This is a genomic window from Methylobacterium sp. Leaf102, from assembly GCF_001422425.1.
Lineage (GTDB): Bacteria > Pseudomonadota > Alphaproteobacteria > Rhizobiales > Beijerinckiaceae > Methylobacterium.
In genome coordinates, this window is record NZ_LMMX01000005.1 from 65,888 (window position 1) to 79,366 (window position 13,479).

Sequence of the window (13,479 nt, forward strand, 5' to 3'; positions counted from 1 at the left end):
CAAACCCGCGTCCGCGCCTGTGGATAGGGAAGCCCGGCCATCGCCGCCGCAGACGAATCGAAAGGTGCCCGTGCCGCCCATCGATCACGATCACCTCACCCGGCAGACGTCCGGCGACGCGGAACTCGCCCGTGAACTCCTGATGCTGTTCGCCGGTCAGTGTCACCGCCTCCTGCCGGAGATCGGCGATCCGGCCCGCACACGGGCCGAGCGCGCGGACCTCGCCCACACCCTGAAGGGTTCGGCCCTCGGCATCGGCGCCGTGTCCGTGGCGGCGGCGAGCGCGATGGTCGAGGATGCGTTGCGGAGCGACGGCGATCCGGCACTGGCGCCCCTGGCCGGAGCCGTCGCCGCGGCCCTGCGGGCGATCGCCGAGGTGTGAGCCGAGCGAACCCGCCGCAGTGTCCGGCATGGAACGGCACGGCGTGTCCCGCGTAAGCGAAAGGTCGCCGGCGCCAGCGAGGGAATGATCGCCGGGTGTCGGCGAACGCTTGCATTCCGAGGCCTGCCCCTTCAAGGCAGACCTCGCGCCGCACAACCGACCACACACGCGTTGTACGAGCCCGGAGCCCCAATCGATGCCCAAGATCACCTACGTCGACCATGCCGGCACGGCCCGGACCGTGGAAGCCGACGTGGGATCGACCGTGATGGAAGCGGCGATCCGAAACAACGTGCCGGGGATCGACGCGGAATGCGGCGGCGCCTGCGCGTGCGCCACCTGCCACGTCTACGTCGACGGCGAATGGGCCGCCATCGTCGGGCCGGCAGAGGACATGGAGCAGGACATGCTCGATTTCGCCTCGGACGTGCGTGCGACCTCGCGCCTGTGCTGCCAGATCCGGATCAAGCCGGAACTCGACGGCCTCACGGTGACGACGCCGGCGCGTCAGGGCTGAACGAGGGGCCGATCGGCCGGACCCCGAGGGTTTCGCACAGACGCACGAGATAACCGTCGGGGTCCTGAACCAAGACCTGGCGGAGGCCCGCTTCGACGTCGCCGACCCGGTACCAGGCGTCATGGACGTCCCGGAACAGCGGCCAGTCCTGAGCCGCCAGTCGTTCGAGCACGGGGACGAGGGCCGCGACGGTGATCTGTAGGTTGAGGCCTCGGCCGAGCGGTCGCTTCAGGTCGCCGATCGACCAGTTGCCGTTGACCCGGTTGAGCATGACCTGGGCACCCTCCCGTTCCAGGTAGGCGAACCCATCCTCCGGCCTCGCATAGACAACGGAAAAGTCGAGGGCATCGCACCAGAATGCGAGGCTCCGCCCGAGGTCGAAAACGTCGAGTTCCGGGACCAGTGCGGCGAACCCGCCGTGGGGAAGGCGATCGCGGGTCAACGCACCAGTTCGCGCATGGCGGCGTCGATCCCCTCAAGGTTCAGCGGGTACATGCGTCCGGCGAGGATCCGGCGGATCATGGTGATGGACTGAGTGTGGCCCCAATGTTCCGCGGGCACCGGATTCAGCCACACCGCCTTCGGAAACCGTTCCAGCAGTCGCCCGAGCCAGACCTCTCCGGATTCGTCGTTCCAGTGCTCCACGGAGCCACCCGGCGTCGCGATCTCATAGGGGCTCATGGAAGCGTCGCCGACGATCACAACACGGTAATCCGCCGGATAGGTCCGCAGCACTTCGAGCAGCGGTAGGGTCTCGTCGTGGCGGCGGCGGTTGTCCTTCCACACCCGCTCGTAGGGACAATTGTGGAAGTAGTAGTGCTCCACGTGCTTGAACTCGGACCGGGCCGCCGAGAACAGTTCTTCGGCCAGACCGATATGCCAATCCATCGACCCACCGACGTCGAGGAAGAGCAGCACCTTCACGGCGTTGCGCCGCTCGGGCCGCAACTTCACATCGAGATAGCCCTTGGCGGCCGTCTCCCGGATCGTGCCGTCGAGATCGAGTTCCTCCGCCGCCCCGGTGCGGGCGAAGCGCCGGAGACGCCGTAGGGCCACCCGCATGTTGCGGGTGCCGAGTTCGACGCCGTCGTCGAGGTCGCGGAACTCGCGCTTGTCCCAGACCTTGACCGCGCGAAAGTTGCGGTTGCCGTCCTGGCCGATGCGGATGCCTTCCGGATTGTAGCCATAGGCGCCGAACGGCGAGGTCCCGCCGGTGCCGATCCATTTCGAGCCGCCCTGGTGACGTTCCTTCTGCTCGGCGAGGCGCTGCTTCAGGGTTTCGAAGAGCTTGTCCCAGCCGAGTGCCTTCAACTCGGCTTTCTCGTCGTCGGTGAGGTATTTCTCCGCGAGCTTGCGCAGCCATTCCTCCGGAATCGTGGAGGGCTCCGTCGCGGCGCCTACGGTCTCCAGCCCTTGGAAGACCGTGCCGAACACCCGGTCGAACCGATCGAGATGGCGTTCGTCTTTCACAAGGGCCGTCCGGGCCAGCAGGTAGAACGCGTCCACCCGCTTCTCCGCGAGATCGCGGTCGAGGGCCTCCAGGAGGGTGAGGAATTCCCGTAAGGTGACAGGAACCTTGGCCTCGCGCAGGGCGGTGAAGAACTGGAGCAGCATGCCGCGACAACGCGGCAAGGCTTGGTTCGGGTCAAGGCTCGGTTCGGGTCAAGGCTCGGTTCGGGTCAAGGCTCGGTTCCGGTCGAACGAATTGTCGGCGGCGCGCGGCATCCACAGCCGGCCGAGAAGTATGGGTAGAACCAGCGATTTCTGTGGGTAACCCGGACCTGGCCCCATGCAGTGGGACATGTCGCGTCACAGGAACGGAACACTTGCCCTGCAGCATCGCGGATGAGTTCGGACACGGTGTCGGAGCGAAACTTACACGGCTCCATCGAGGGTGACCGCCATGGCACTCGTCCTGCACTCCCTCGGCGATTTCAAGCGCTTCCTCGCCGAGCCCGGCGCGACCATTCAGGTCGTGCGCAACACCTTCATGGACCGTCAGGGCCCCGCCCTGCGGGAGGCCTATCGTCAGAAGGGGATGTACGCGCCGCGCACGGTCCAGGCCCTGTCGAAGAAGGCGGCGGTGTTCGGGGTACAAGGGCACCCGACGACGATCTGGCTCTATTGGGATCGGGGCACCCGTCACTGGCGCTTCTCCGACGACACGGTGGCGATCCCCCTCCACACCGGCCTTGGTCCGCCCGACGAGATCGTCTATCGCTGCGGATACACTTCGGACGACGATGCGTCCGACCCGCCGGCCGAACACGATCCGGCGCATCAAGCCCCGACACCGGTGCCGACGATGCCCGACCAGGGTCAGGGACAACTCCTCTGATCGATTAGAAGCGCGCCGTCAGGAAGATCCGCAGGTTGCGGCCCGGCAACAGGATCTCGTCTTTCTTGAACGAGGCCGAGTTGCGAATCCGATCGTCGAGGAGGTTGCGCCCCTGTAGGCCGAGGGTCACCTCGGTGGCACCGTAGAGGACGGGATCGAGGGGCTTGGTGTAGCTCACCTCGGCGCGCAGGTCGTCGAAGCCCGGCGTCATCGTCTCGATGGGGGCGACCTCCGTGTGAGCGAAGGCGTGGAGCAGGTTCACCCGGGCGAACCAACCGTCGGCGCGCACGAACAGGCCGCCGCCGACACGGTGGGGCGGGATGCGCGGCACGAAGGTGCCGTCGTCGAACCGGGCGCGGACGAAATCGTACTGGGCGTCGAGGCCGGCCCAGCCGTTGCCCACGGGCAGGAGGTCGAGCTGCGCGCCGATCTCGGCGCCGTAGAAGGTCGCGTTGCGCTGGGAATAGACGATCTGTTGCAACTCGTCGTCGCTGCCGCATGAGGCGAAATCGTCGCCGCAGCGGCGTCCCGTGTCGCGCTTGTAGATGAAGCCGGTGTAGCGGGTGTAGTAGCCGGTGGCGTCGAGACGCAGCGGCCCCTCGGCGCGGCGAAGGCTGGCTTCCACGGTTCGGGCACGTTCCTTCTTCAGGGCGGCGTTGCCGATCTCGAAGGTCTCCGTCGCATCGTGGGCCCCGCGGGAATAGAGCTCGAAGGCCGTCGGCGCACGCTCGACGAAGCTCCCATTCAGGCTGGCGACGAACCCGTACGGCAGATCCTGCAGCGCACCGAAGCTGATGCTTTTCGGTGCGAATCGGCGGCGTCGACCGTAGGACAGCGGGTCCTCGCCCTCGATCGGTCGATAGTCGCCGGGAAACTGGGTGGCGGTGCCCGCGGAGCGATCTCCCTCGATTCGGCCGGCGGCCTGGAAGCGCAGGCCGTTGCCCACGGCCAATTCCTCGAAGAGGTACACGGCGTTGCTGCGTGAATCCGTCGGCGCCAGCAGGCCACCCGCCTCGCCGGCGGTGCCAAGGGTGCGGCGTCCGGCTTGCAGACCGAGCGCCCCCGTCAGGGTCCCGAGGGCGGTGAAGACCGGCACGTGCTGGAACTCGACCCGGGCCTCCGCTTCCCGGTTCTTGAAGGTGGCCTGGATGCCGTCGCGGCCGTCCTCGCCGATCCCGGTTTCGTCGTGGCGATAGACGGACCCGCCGACCCAGAAGCGGATCGCCGCGATGGGACCGTCGAGGGGGCGGAACTCGCCGCGGGCCAGCAGGCGGTCCTGCCGCGGATCGAGGCGCGTGCGGTTCTCCGCCGCCGAACCGCCGGGGATCTGATAGAGCGCATCGTAGTGACTGTAGGACAGGCCGACGAAGCCACGGTCGCCGATGAACGACATTCCGACGGAGCCGCCCTGGGACTCGTTGGCGGAGTTGCGCTGGATGCCGAGCGGCGTGGCGTAGCTGTCCGCCGCCGTCCTGAACCCGTCGGCGTGAACCGCGACGTTGCCCGCTCCGGCATCCACCGTGACGGCGCCGAGACGACCGTTGTCGACGGTGGAATACCCCGTGGTTGCCGACCCGGAGATGCCGCGCTCGGGGATGAAGGTCGGGACGCGGTTGTTCTCGACGCTGACCACCCCGCCGATGGCCTGGGAGCCGAACCGGAGGGACGCCGGCCCCCGGATCACCTCGATCCGATTGGCCACCAGCGGATTGATGGGGACGCCGTGATCCTCGCCGAGTTCCGAGACGTCCTGGATGCCGACGCCGTTTTCCTGAATCCGGACCCGGTTGTTGTCGAGGCCGCGGATGATCGGACGGCTCGCGGCGCCGGGCGCGTAGGTCGAGGCCGAGATCCCGGGCCGGTCGGCGAGGGCGTCGCCCAGGGTCCGAGGCTGATCGCGGGCGATCTGGTCGGCGGTCACCACGGTGACGGGCGAGAAGGTGTTGGTCGCCACCGGCAGGATCCCGACCGGCGGCGCGGTAGCCAAGCCGTTGCCGCGAAGGGGGACGATGGGGCTCGGGGATGTGACGCTGAGTTCGGACAGCGTCGTCTCGGCCTGCTGGGCCATGGCACCAGAGGACGCGAGGCCAGCGCCGGCGATGACCGTTCCTGCGAGCATGCTCTTCGAGAAACCGGACCGCATCACGCCTCACACGACAAATGTTATGTTGTTTCATTGCGCGAACGGAATAACGTTACAAGAGAAACGTGGTCACCCTTGGCGAGCGTCGCCCATCTGTTGCACCGATGCATCAGCTGCCGACGCGGCAGGGTCCTTTTCGACACTGCATGCCGGCTCGAGATCGTAGATTCGGCCCTTTCCGCACAAGCGCCGGTAGCCGGAATCATGCGTCGGACGCTGTGACGCGCGTGCAGTGCGGAACCGGTGAACCACCGTGGGCATTGCGCCTGCATGCCCGACTCGAACCACGACCGCATCGGCACCTCGCCGAGCCCCGATCCCTCGCGCGCAGCCGGCGGGCTGCGGGTCAGCGTCGATCTGAATCTGTGCCAAGCCTACGCTCAGTGCTGCTACGCGGCGCCTGAGCATTTCGTGCTGCACGGGGCCGAGGCGCTTCACTACGATCCGGCGCCGTCGGCGGCGGCGCGCCAATCCATCGAGCGCGCCCGCGTCGCGTGCCCGGTCCAGGCGATCCTCGTCGAGGATGCCGGAAGCGGCCGCTCGTGAGCCAGGATCACCTCGTCGTCGTGGGTGCGTCGCTGGCCGGATTGCGCGGGGCGGAAGCCGCCCGCAAGGCAGGCTTTGCCGGCCGCCTCACCATCGTCGGCGCGGAGCCCCACCGGCCGTACGACCGTCCACCCCTGTCGAAACAGGTCCTCGGCGGTTCGGTGGCGCCCGGTGCCACGACCCTTCCGATCCTCGAACCGCTCGATGCCGAGTGGCGTCTCGGATCGGCCGTTACCAACCTCGATAGGATTGGGCGGACCATCGATCTCGAAGGCGGTGAGCGCATCGCCTACGATCGCCTTCTCATCGCCACGGGTGCCCGGCCACGACCCTGGCCGGACGCAGCGCAACGCGACCTCGCGGGGATTCATACCCTGCGTGGGCGGGACGACGCGGCGGCCCTGCGCTCCGCGCTCGCGGCACGGCCCGAGCGTGTCCTGGTCGTCGGCGGCGGATTCATCGGCTGTGAGGTCGCCGCCGCCTGCCGTGACCTCGATCTGCCGGTCACCCTGGTGGAGACCGGCCCGACGGTCCTCGCGGCAATCCTCGGCGTCCACCTCGGCTCCGTCGTCGCGGCCCTGCACGAGGCGCGCGGTGTCGATCTGCGCTTCGGCAGCGAGGTCGAGGCGTTCGAGGACGACGGCACCGGCCATGTGGTGCGTGCGCGCTTCGCGGACGGACGGACGCTGGAGACAGGGTGCGTGGTGGTGGCCTTGGGGGCCATCCGCAACACCGAATGGCTCGCCGGTTCGGGCCTCGCCTTCGACGAGGGGGGAGTCGATTGCGACGCGGACGGATACGTCCTCGACGCGGAAGGTCGCCCCGACCGGGCGATCGCGGCCGCTGGCGACGTGGCGCGCTTTCCCCACCCCCTCTACGACGGGCGCTTTGTCGCCCTTGAGCATTGGGGGCATGCCGCGGCGCAAGGCGCCCACGCCGCACGTCTGCTCGTGGGACGCGGGACCGGCGAAGCCTACGCTGAGGTACCGGCCTTCTGGTCCTCTCAGGGCGGACTGACGATCAAGTCCGTCGGACTGACGGAGGGGGCGGACGGCCTCGTCATCGCCCAGGGCGACCCGAAGACCGGCCGGTTTCTCGCCCTATACGGCCGCGCAGGTCGCTGCATCGCGGCCGTCTCCTTCGATTCCGTACGCTGGCTTCCGGCCTATGCCGAGATGGTGGCGTCCCGGGCGCCGTTTCCGCCCCCTGGGGGCGCGGTGGACCAGGGTGGCCTGACCATGCTGACGCCGGGGTTTCCCGGAGAGGACGATCGATGAGCGACGCGACCCTGTTCGAACAGGTCAAGGACGAGGCCAACCGCGTCGATCCCTATCCGCTGTTCGCCCGCCTGCGCGAGACCCCCGTATCGCGTCAATCCGACGGCACCTACGTCGCCGCGACACACGCGGCGATCACCCGGTTGCTGCACGATCCGCGCGTCAGCTCCGAGACCCTGCCGCCGGCCGACCGGCCGAAGACCGGTAATCCGATCTCCGACTGGATCGTCAAGCCTATCCGCGATCGGATCACAGATACGCACCGGCCGTTCATCTTCCGCGATCCGCCCGACCACGACACCCTGCGCCGGGCGGTGATGCACGAGTTCACGCAGGCGCGCGTCCAGGCGCTGCGCGACCGTTCGCACGGTCTCGTCGATGAGATCCTGGACAAGCATGCCGGGTCGCGGAGCTTCGATATCGTCGACGATCTCGCCTATCCGCTGCCGGTGACCATCATCTGCGAATTGCTCGGGATCCCGACGGAGGACGAACCGCAGTTTCACGGCTGGGCGACGCAACTCGCCACGGCGCTCGAACCCGACACCATGGCGGACAAGGAGGCCCGCTCTGAGAACAGCCGGACCTTCGAGACCATCTCCGACTACATGACGGGCCTGATCAAGGAGAAGCGCCGGCATCCCAAGGACGACATGCTGTCGGGGCTTGCCGTCGCGGGCGTTCAGGGTGTGCCGCAGATGGGGGATTACGATCTCATCGCGACGTCGATCCTGATGCTCGTGGCGGGTCACGAGACCACCGTGAACCTGATCACCAACGCCATGCTGGCGCTCCTGCGGAACCCCGATGAGCTGGTGCGCCTTCGCGACGACCCCGCCCGTGCGCCGCGCCTCATCGAGGAAGTCCAGCGCTACGATCCGCCCGTGCAATTCCGAACCCGACGGGCCCTCACGGATATCGCCATCGGCGGCGTGACGATCCCGGAGGGCGCTGACATCGTTCTTCTCCTCGCATCGGGCAACCGCGATCCGGCGGTGTTCACGGAGCCCGATCGCTTCGATCCCGATCGGAGCGGAGTCCGTCATCTCGGCTTCGGCGGGGGACTGCACTATTGCGTCGGGGCACCGCTCGCCCGCTTCGAAGCGGAGGCCGCTCTGACAGCCCTGGCTCGCCGCCTCCGCAACCCACGCCTCCCGGCCGATCCGCCTCCATACCGGCCCGGCTCGGCCTTGCGCGGGCCGAAACACCTCAGGCTCGCCATCGATGGCATCGCCCCGTCCTGAAGCGGCAGTCTTGAGGCGTCCCGGCCACACCGGGGCGCAAACTCGCCGCCCCGCACGGGAATCCCCACGACCGAGATAGGCGTGCCTTGCGGCCATCGCATTTGACGGTGAGGCACCCAGCACAGGGGCCGTGTCCACGACCCCGAGATGTTCGGGATTTGCCACAAGATGCCGCGTCCGCTCCTGTCGACCGTCGCCGTCCTGGCGCTCACTGCCGGCCTCGGCGCCTGCGCTTCGTCGCGCCTGGAAGGTCAGCCCCGCAACCGTGGGCTCGGGCCTCAGGCCGCCCTGGATATGTCGGTGCCGGCCATGCCCTCCGCCCCCATCACGTCCGCGCCTCTGGCACCCCCGCCGGGGGCAGCCGCCGCCGTGGACGCCCCTCCGCCCGTCGGTGCGGACGTCGCCGTGGTACCCGCGACCCCCGTCATCGCGCCCGAGCCGAGCGTGGCGTCCGTCGCCCCGCCGGCTCCGCCGCCCGTGGTGGTGGCTTCGGGGCGATCCTCCGTGGTCGGCAACTGGACCGCCAAGGACGCGACGGGCGCGAGCTGCAGGGTGTCCCTGTCGAGCGCCCCGGCCCTCGATCTCTACAAGGCCAGCGCCGCCGCCTGTCCGAACAAGGATCTGTCCAAGGTGACCGCCTGGGATTACCGCGACGGTGAGGTCTACCTCTATCAGCCCGGCGGCACCGTGACGGCCCGCCTGCGTCAGGGCGGCGGCGCCCTCGATGGGGCGCTTTCGAAGTCCGGCGCGTCCCTGGCGATGGTGCGCTGAAGCCGGCGCGTCAGGGGTTCACCCGCAGACCGAGCAGCCACGTGTTGGAGTGGAAGCTCGACGTGGCGATCGAACTGTCGACCTGCTGGTAGACGTAGGTGCCGCGCATGGTCAGCCACCGGTTGAAGCGGTAGTCGATCCGCGCCGTACCGGAGAATCCACGGTCGGAGATGTTCACCCGGTCGTAGTCGCTGGCCACGAAGGTGAGCCCGCCGATGAGCGAGAGGTTGCGCAAGAGATCGTGCTGGACTTCCAGTGTGACGGCCTGGGTACGCACGCCGCTGGAGCCCGCGACGGACGTCTCGACGATCCCGGCCGTCGCGTTGAGACGAACCGCCGTGAGGGGACTGACCGTCCACAGCAGGGATGCGTTGAGGACCGGAGCGGTGAGGTCGCGCAGGTTCGGGTCGTTGTACGTGCGGTGCTGCAACCCGGCCGAGACCTCGCCCGCGAGGAAGCGCGTCAGTGCGATGCTGCTGCCCGCCGAGAGGGTCAGCCCATCGGAATCGCGCCGCGTGCCGGTGGAATCGACCCGCAGGTCGTAGACGCGGGTGTCGGCGAGAACGTCGACGAACGGAGTGAGACTGGGCGAGATCTCGTAGCCGGCCCGAAGCTGCAGGCCGTACTGGTTCAGGTTGCGGTCGCTCTGGGTGATGATCGTGCCATCGGTCAGTCGGGCATCCTCGAACTGCGAACGATCGAGGAGGCCGCGCAGCGAGACCTGGACGCGATTGAACACCTCCGTCACGCCGACCGTGGTTCCGTAGCTCATGACGAGGGGGCGCGTCGCCGCGCCGATGTTGAGGTCGGGCGTGCCGGTGCGTTGCGTCTCGATGAGAAAGCGGCCTTCGACGTCGATGCGGGTGTCGCGGTTGGCGTCGATCCGCAATCGGGTCACGCCGAGGCCGTTGGGCCGGCTCGCCGCGTCGTTGTCCGGAAACTCGAGGTACGAGCCGCGCAACTCGCCGGTCAACTGGCTCGACGACCAGTCGCTGCGAAAGGCGAGATCCGCTTCCGTTCGCAGCGCCACCGACGGCCTGACGGCCTGACGCGTGGTTTGATCGGGGTTGGTGTCGTAGCCGAAGCTCTGCTCGAAGCCCGGCAGGAACGTGAAGGTGCCGAGCTTGATCCCGAGTGGGGCATAGGCCGGGTCGACGGCCAACGGCTGGCGCAGGCTGCCGCCGAAAAGGAAGCCCGGGGTCTGGATTCCGGCGAGCGGCAGAAGCGTGGGAAGGGAGGTCGGGAGGGGGACGCCGACCACGGGCGTCCGGATGACCGGGGTGAGCCGGAGATCGGTGGGCGATGTCTGAGTGATCTGGCGCGTGATCCGGGTCGTGGCCGATCCAAAACGGCGGGCCGGCGCCGCACGACGACGGAGCACGGCGCCGAGGTCACGGTTGTTCGGTCCGCTCGACGCACCGGACACCCGCGTACCGCCGGCCGCGCGGTTCGGGATCCGCAGTCCGGCTCCGGACTCTCCCCCCGCTGCATCGCCGCTTCCCGCTACACCCGCACCGCTATCGGAAGCCGGCGGGATGCGTGGCGAGGCAGCGTCGGTTGCCGTTGCGTCGGCGAGGGGGTCGGTCTGGGCCGTGGTGCCGAAGCTCGGAGCCGTGTTGCCGCGCGAGACCTGCGCCGCGACGGTGCCGGTGCCGGCAAGGACGGCCACCGCCGTCAGGGCGAGGCCGGGCAGGCTCCGCTTTCGCCACTCACCCGTCGGCCGCACACGCATCACGGACCATCGTCCTTCGAGGCGAAGCCGGACGTCCCCACATCCGGGAGCGCCCCGGCCTCGGGGGGATCGCCCCGTTGGAAACGGGTGGATCATGGTTAAAACCGCTACAACCGACAGGGTTAATGCGGCGTCAACGGTGCTTCCCGACGGGGCGCCGTCCTCGGCGCCCGGGCCGCCGTGCGACCACATTCGCGCGCCATAGGCGCGGCATGGAGGACCGCCGGACGGCCTCGGGTTCAAGGAGACGGGGTGGAATGCCGCCAGCGAACACGGCCCTGGACGGGGCGTCGGCGATTGATGGTGCGATCGACGGTGTGACGCCGGCCATGGCTTCCGCCCTGCGCACCATCGGAACCGAGCGCGATGGGCTCGCGTGCCTGATGGAGGCCATCGGCAACGGTCTCGGCGATCCGTTCACGGCGGCAGTGGCTCGCCTCAGCCGTGCCAAGGGCCGGGCGATCCTTACGGGAATGGGCAAGTCCGGTCATATCGGACGCAAGATCGCCGCGACTTTCGCATCCACCGGAACGCCGGCCCTCTACGTTCATCCGGCGGAGGCGAGCCATGGGGACCTCGGGATGATCCAGCCCGAGGACGTCGTGGTGGCGCTGTCGTGGTCGGGCGAGACCACGGAACTCGCCGACATCATCGGCTACGCCCGTCGCTACCGTGTCGGCCTCATCGCCATCACGGCCAATCCGGGCTCAACCCTCGGACGGGAGGCCGATGTCTGCCTGACCCTGCCGAAAGCCCGCGAGGCCTGCCCCAATGGGCTCGCCCCCACCACGTCGACGGCCATGCAGTTGGCACTGGGCGACGCGCTGGCCGTCGCGTTGCTCGAAGCCCGCGGCTTCTCGGCCCGTGAATTCGGCATCTACCATCCGGGCGGCCGCCTTGGCGCATCCCTGCGTCAGGTCCGGGAGGTGATGCACACGGGAGAGCGCCTGCCCGTGGTTCCGCGCGGCACGCCCATGCGAGCGGCCATCCGCGAAATCGACGCCAAGGGCTTCGGCTCGGTCCTCGTGGTCGATCACGAAGGGCGACTCGTCGGCATCGTCACCGACGGCGACCTGCGCCGCAATGTCTTCCGCAGCGACCTCGACAGCCTCGCCGTCGAAGCCCTGATGAGCGGGACGCCGCGCACGGTGGTGCCGGAAACCCTTCTGGCGAAGGCCCTCGAGATCCAGGAATCGATGAAGATCACCACCCTGGTGGTGATCGAGGACGGTCGCCCCGTGGGCCTCGTCCACTACCACGACCTTCTGCGCGCCGGCGTCGCCTGACGGCGAGAGCATCGGCCCGCAGGGTGGAAACGGGCTACCCGGGGAACCGGTACAACGACGGGTTCGGGCGTCGTCGCGGAGACGGTAAGCAGGACGATGCCCTAGCGGCGTTTGAGCCAGCGCGCGACCCGTTCGGCGAGCGGGCCCTGTGCGATCCGGCGGCGGGCCGCGTCCTGGTCCGCATCGATGGCGTCGAGATCGTCGAAATGGGCGGCACGGTGCACGAGATCCTCGGCGACCGCGTCCGGGTCAGGCACCCACCATCCGAAATGGAACCCCTCGTCCGGACCGGATTCGGTGCCGACGGGATGGTAATACCGCCCCCGCGTGTGGTTCAGGGCGTCGAGCAGGGGAAAGTTCGCATTGAGGTGCGGGGCCCAGTTGAGGCCGAGGATGCGCCGGCTTGGCGCGGCGAAGGCCGCCGTATGGAAGGCCGAGCCCGTCGTGCCCATCACCACCCGACGCTCCGAGAACAGCCGCACGAGGTCGGGTAGTTCGAGCTTCTCCGGATAGACGATATCGACACCGCGCCGGGCGAGCGCCGCTTCCAGCGCCGCCTCGTTGCGCAGGCGCGAGATACCGGCGACCAACCTGGCCTTCGACAGGTAGGCGGGACGCGCCGTACCATCCACCACGGCATTTTGCCAGAACGGGCGGCCGATGGCCTGGACGAGGCCGGCATGGACCGCGTGTGCGAAGGCCTGTTCCTTCAGGCTCGGTGCCGGCAGGACGAGGTGCGGGATGCGGGTCGGCCGATCGAAACGGATCACAGCGTCCGGGGTCAGGCCGAAGGCTGCCAGGATCGGGGCCAGGAAGGGCAGGGCGGCCGGATCGCCGGTGGCGTGGCAGAGCAAGCGCGGGGGCGGGCCGCGCCAGTCGAGGAGAGGCCAGAGTCGGCCGAGCGTGCCGACGAGGAAGTGCCCGTAATGCGCGGCGAGGGCGCCGAGATAGAGGTGCGGAACCGCGTCGGCACAGGCTTCCGCTTTCGCTTGCGAACCGCCGGCGCCCTCGAGGAGGGCGCCATCCGGACCGGTCAGGTTCCAGGGCGCTGTCCCGATGTCCGGACGGTAGATCGCATCGGTCACGACACGTAGGGCCGGCGGGGCGGCGATGCGGTCGGTCCGCCCCCAAACCACACGGCAGCGCTCCAGCGTATCCGTCACCCCATGCCTCGTCGCCATCAGGACATTCTCTCGGTCCATGCGGGAGAGCGCGCCGGGAGTCGGCCGTTCACCTTCCGGCT

General features: G+C 68.7%; 13 protein-coding genes. 8 read left to right on the forward strand and 5 right to left on the reverse strand.

What is annotated here, in order from left to right; genetic code table 11:
* Positions 1–70: 70 nt before the first annotated feature.
* Both ASF27_RS06005 and ASF27_RS06010 read left to right on the forward strand, forming a co-directional pair.
* Entirely contained in the window at positions 71–382 is a 312-nt protein-coding gene (locus tag ASF27_RS06005; RefSeq protein ID WP_056358542.1) for an Hpt domain-containing protein, read from the forward strand.
* A gap of 196 nt (positions 383–578) precedes the next feature.
* The gene (locus ASF27_RS06010; RefSeq protein WP_056167511.1) at positions 579–899 is read left to right on the forward strand and encodes a 2Fe-2S iron-sulfur cluster-binding protein; all 321 of its coding nucleotides are present in this window, start codon (positions 579–581) and stop codon (positions 897–899) included.
* Here ASF27_RS06010 and ASF27_RS06015 read toward each other — a convergent pair.
* On the reverse strand, positions 868–1,341 hold the full coding sequence (locus ASF27_RS06015; RefSeq protein ID WP_082478841.1) for a VOC family protein: 474 nt from the start codon (positions 1,339–1,341) through the stop codon (positions 868–870). The two genes, ASF27_RS06010 and ASF27_RS06015, sit on opposite strands and share 32 nt — an antisense overlap.
* Positions 1,338–2,513, reverse strand: a complete 1,176-nt coding sequence (locus tag ASF27_RS06020) for a VWA domain-containing protein (RefSeq protein ID WP_056358546.1) — start codon at positions 2,511–2,513, stop codon at positions 1,338–1,340. Before ASF27_RS06020 ends, ASF27_RS06015 begins: the two co-directional genes overlap by 4 nt.
* A 289-nt stretch (positions 2,514–2,802) precedes the next feature.
* On the opposite strand from ASF27_RS06020, the gene ASF27_RS06025 reads away from it, so the two are divergent.
* Positions 2,803–3,237 carry a hypothetical protein gene (locus ASF27_RS06025; RefSeq protein WP_056167519.1) on the forward strand — a complete coding sequence of 145 codons (435 nt, stop codon included), beginning with the start codon at positions 2,803–2,805 and terminating at the stop codon, positions 3,235–3,237.
* 4 nt (positions 3,238–3,241) lie between these two features.
* Here the strand turns inward: ASF27_RS06025 and ASF27_RS06030 are convergent, their stop codons facing one another.
* Entirely contained in the window at positions 3,242–5,356 is a 2,115-nt protein-coding gene (locus ASF27_RS06030) for a TonB-dependent receptor (RefSeq protein ID WP_056358620.1), read from the reverse strand.
* 363 nt (positions 5,357–5,719) lie between these two features.
* Here ASF27_RS06030 and ASF27_RS06035 point away from each other — a divergent pair, with 363 nt between their 5' ends.
* The 4 genes from ASF27_RS06035 (at position 5,720) to ASF27_RS06050 (ending at position 9,218) form a co-directional block, all read left to right on the forward strand.
* Positions 5,720–5,926 (forward strand): ferredoxin, encoded by a 207-nt coding sequence (locus tag ASF27_RS06035; RefSeq protein WP_244472917.1) that lies wholly within the window; start codon positions 5,720–5,722, stop codon positions 5,924–5,926.
* Positions 5,923–7,203 (forward strand): FAD/NAD(P)-binding oxidoreductase, encoded by a 1,281-nt coding sequence (locus ASF27_RS06040; protein WP_056358549.1) that lies wholly within the window; start codon positions 5,923–5,925, stop codon positions 7,201–7,203. Before ASF27_RS06035 ends, ASF27_RS06040 begins: the two co-directional genes overlap by 4 nt.
* Entirely contained in the window at positions 7,200–8,447 is a 1,248-nt protein-coding gene (locus tag ASF27_RS06045) for a cytochrome P450 (RefSeq protein ID WP_056358553.1), read from the forward strand. Before ASF27_RS06040 ends, ASF27_RS06045 begins: the two co-directional genes overlap by 4 nt.
* Positions 8,448–8,615: 168 nt before the next feature.
* Positions 8,616–9,218: an AprI/Inh family metalloprotease inhibitor gene (locus ASF27_RS06050; protein ID WP_056167758.1), complete on the forward strand. Its 603-nt coding sequence runs from the start codon at positions 8,616–8,618 to the stop codon at positions 9,216–9,218.
* Between the two features lie 10 nt (positions 9,219–9,228).
* Here ASF27_RS06050 and ASF27_RS06055 read toward each other — a convergent pair whose 3' ends face one another.
* Complete coding sequence (locus tag ASF27_RS06055; protein WP_056358556.1) at positions 9,229–10,950, reverse strand: outer membrane beta-barrel protein; 1,722 nt, start codon at positions 10,948–10,950, stop codon at positions 9,229–9,231.
* A 329-nt stretch (positions 10,951–11,279) separates the two neighbouring features.
* Here ASF27_RS06055 and ASF27_RS06060 point away from each other — a divergent pair, with 329 nt between their 5' ends.
* Positions 11,280–12,236: a KpsF/GutQ family sugar-phosphate isomerase gene (locus ASF27_RS06060; RefSeq protein ID WP_244480936.1), complete on the forward strand. Its 957-nt coding sequence runs from the start codon at positions 11,280–11,282 to the stop codon at positions 12,234–12,236.
* A gap of 101 nt (positions 12,237–12,337) precedes the next feature.
* On the opposite strand, the gene ASF27_RS06065 is transcribed toward ASF27_RS06060, so the two are convergent.
* Positions 12,338–13,417 carry a glycosyltransferase family 61 protein gene (locus tag ASF27_RS06065; RefSeq protein ID WP_082478844.1) on the reverse strand — a complete coding sequence of 360 codons (1,080 nt, stop codon included), beginning with the start codon at positions 13,415–13,417 and terminating at the stop codon, positions 12,338–12,340.
* Positions 13,418–13,479: the final 62 nt, after the last annotated feature.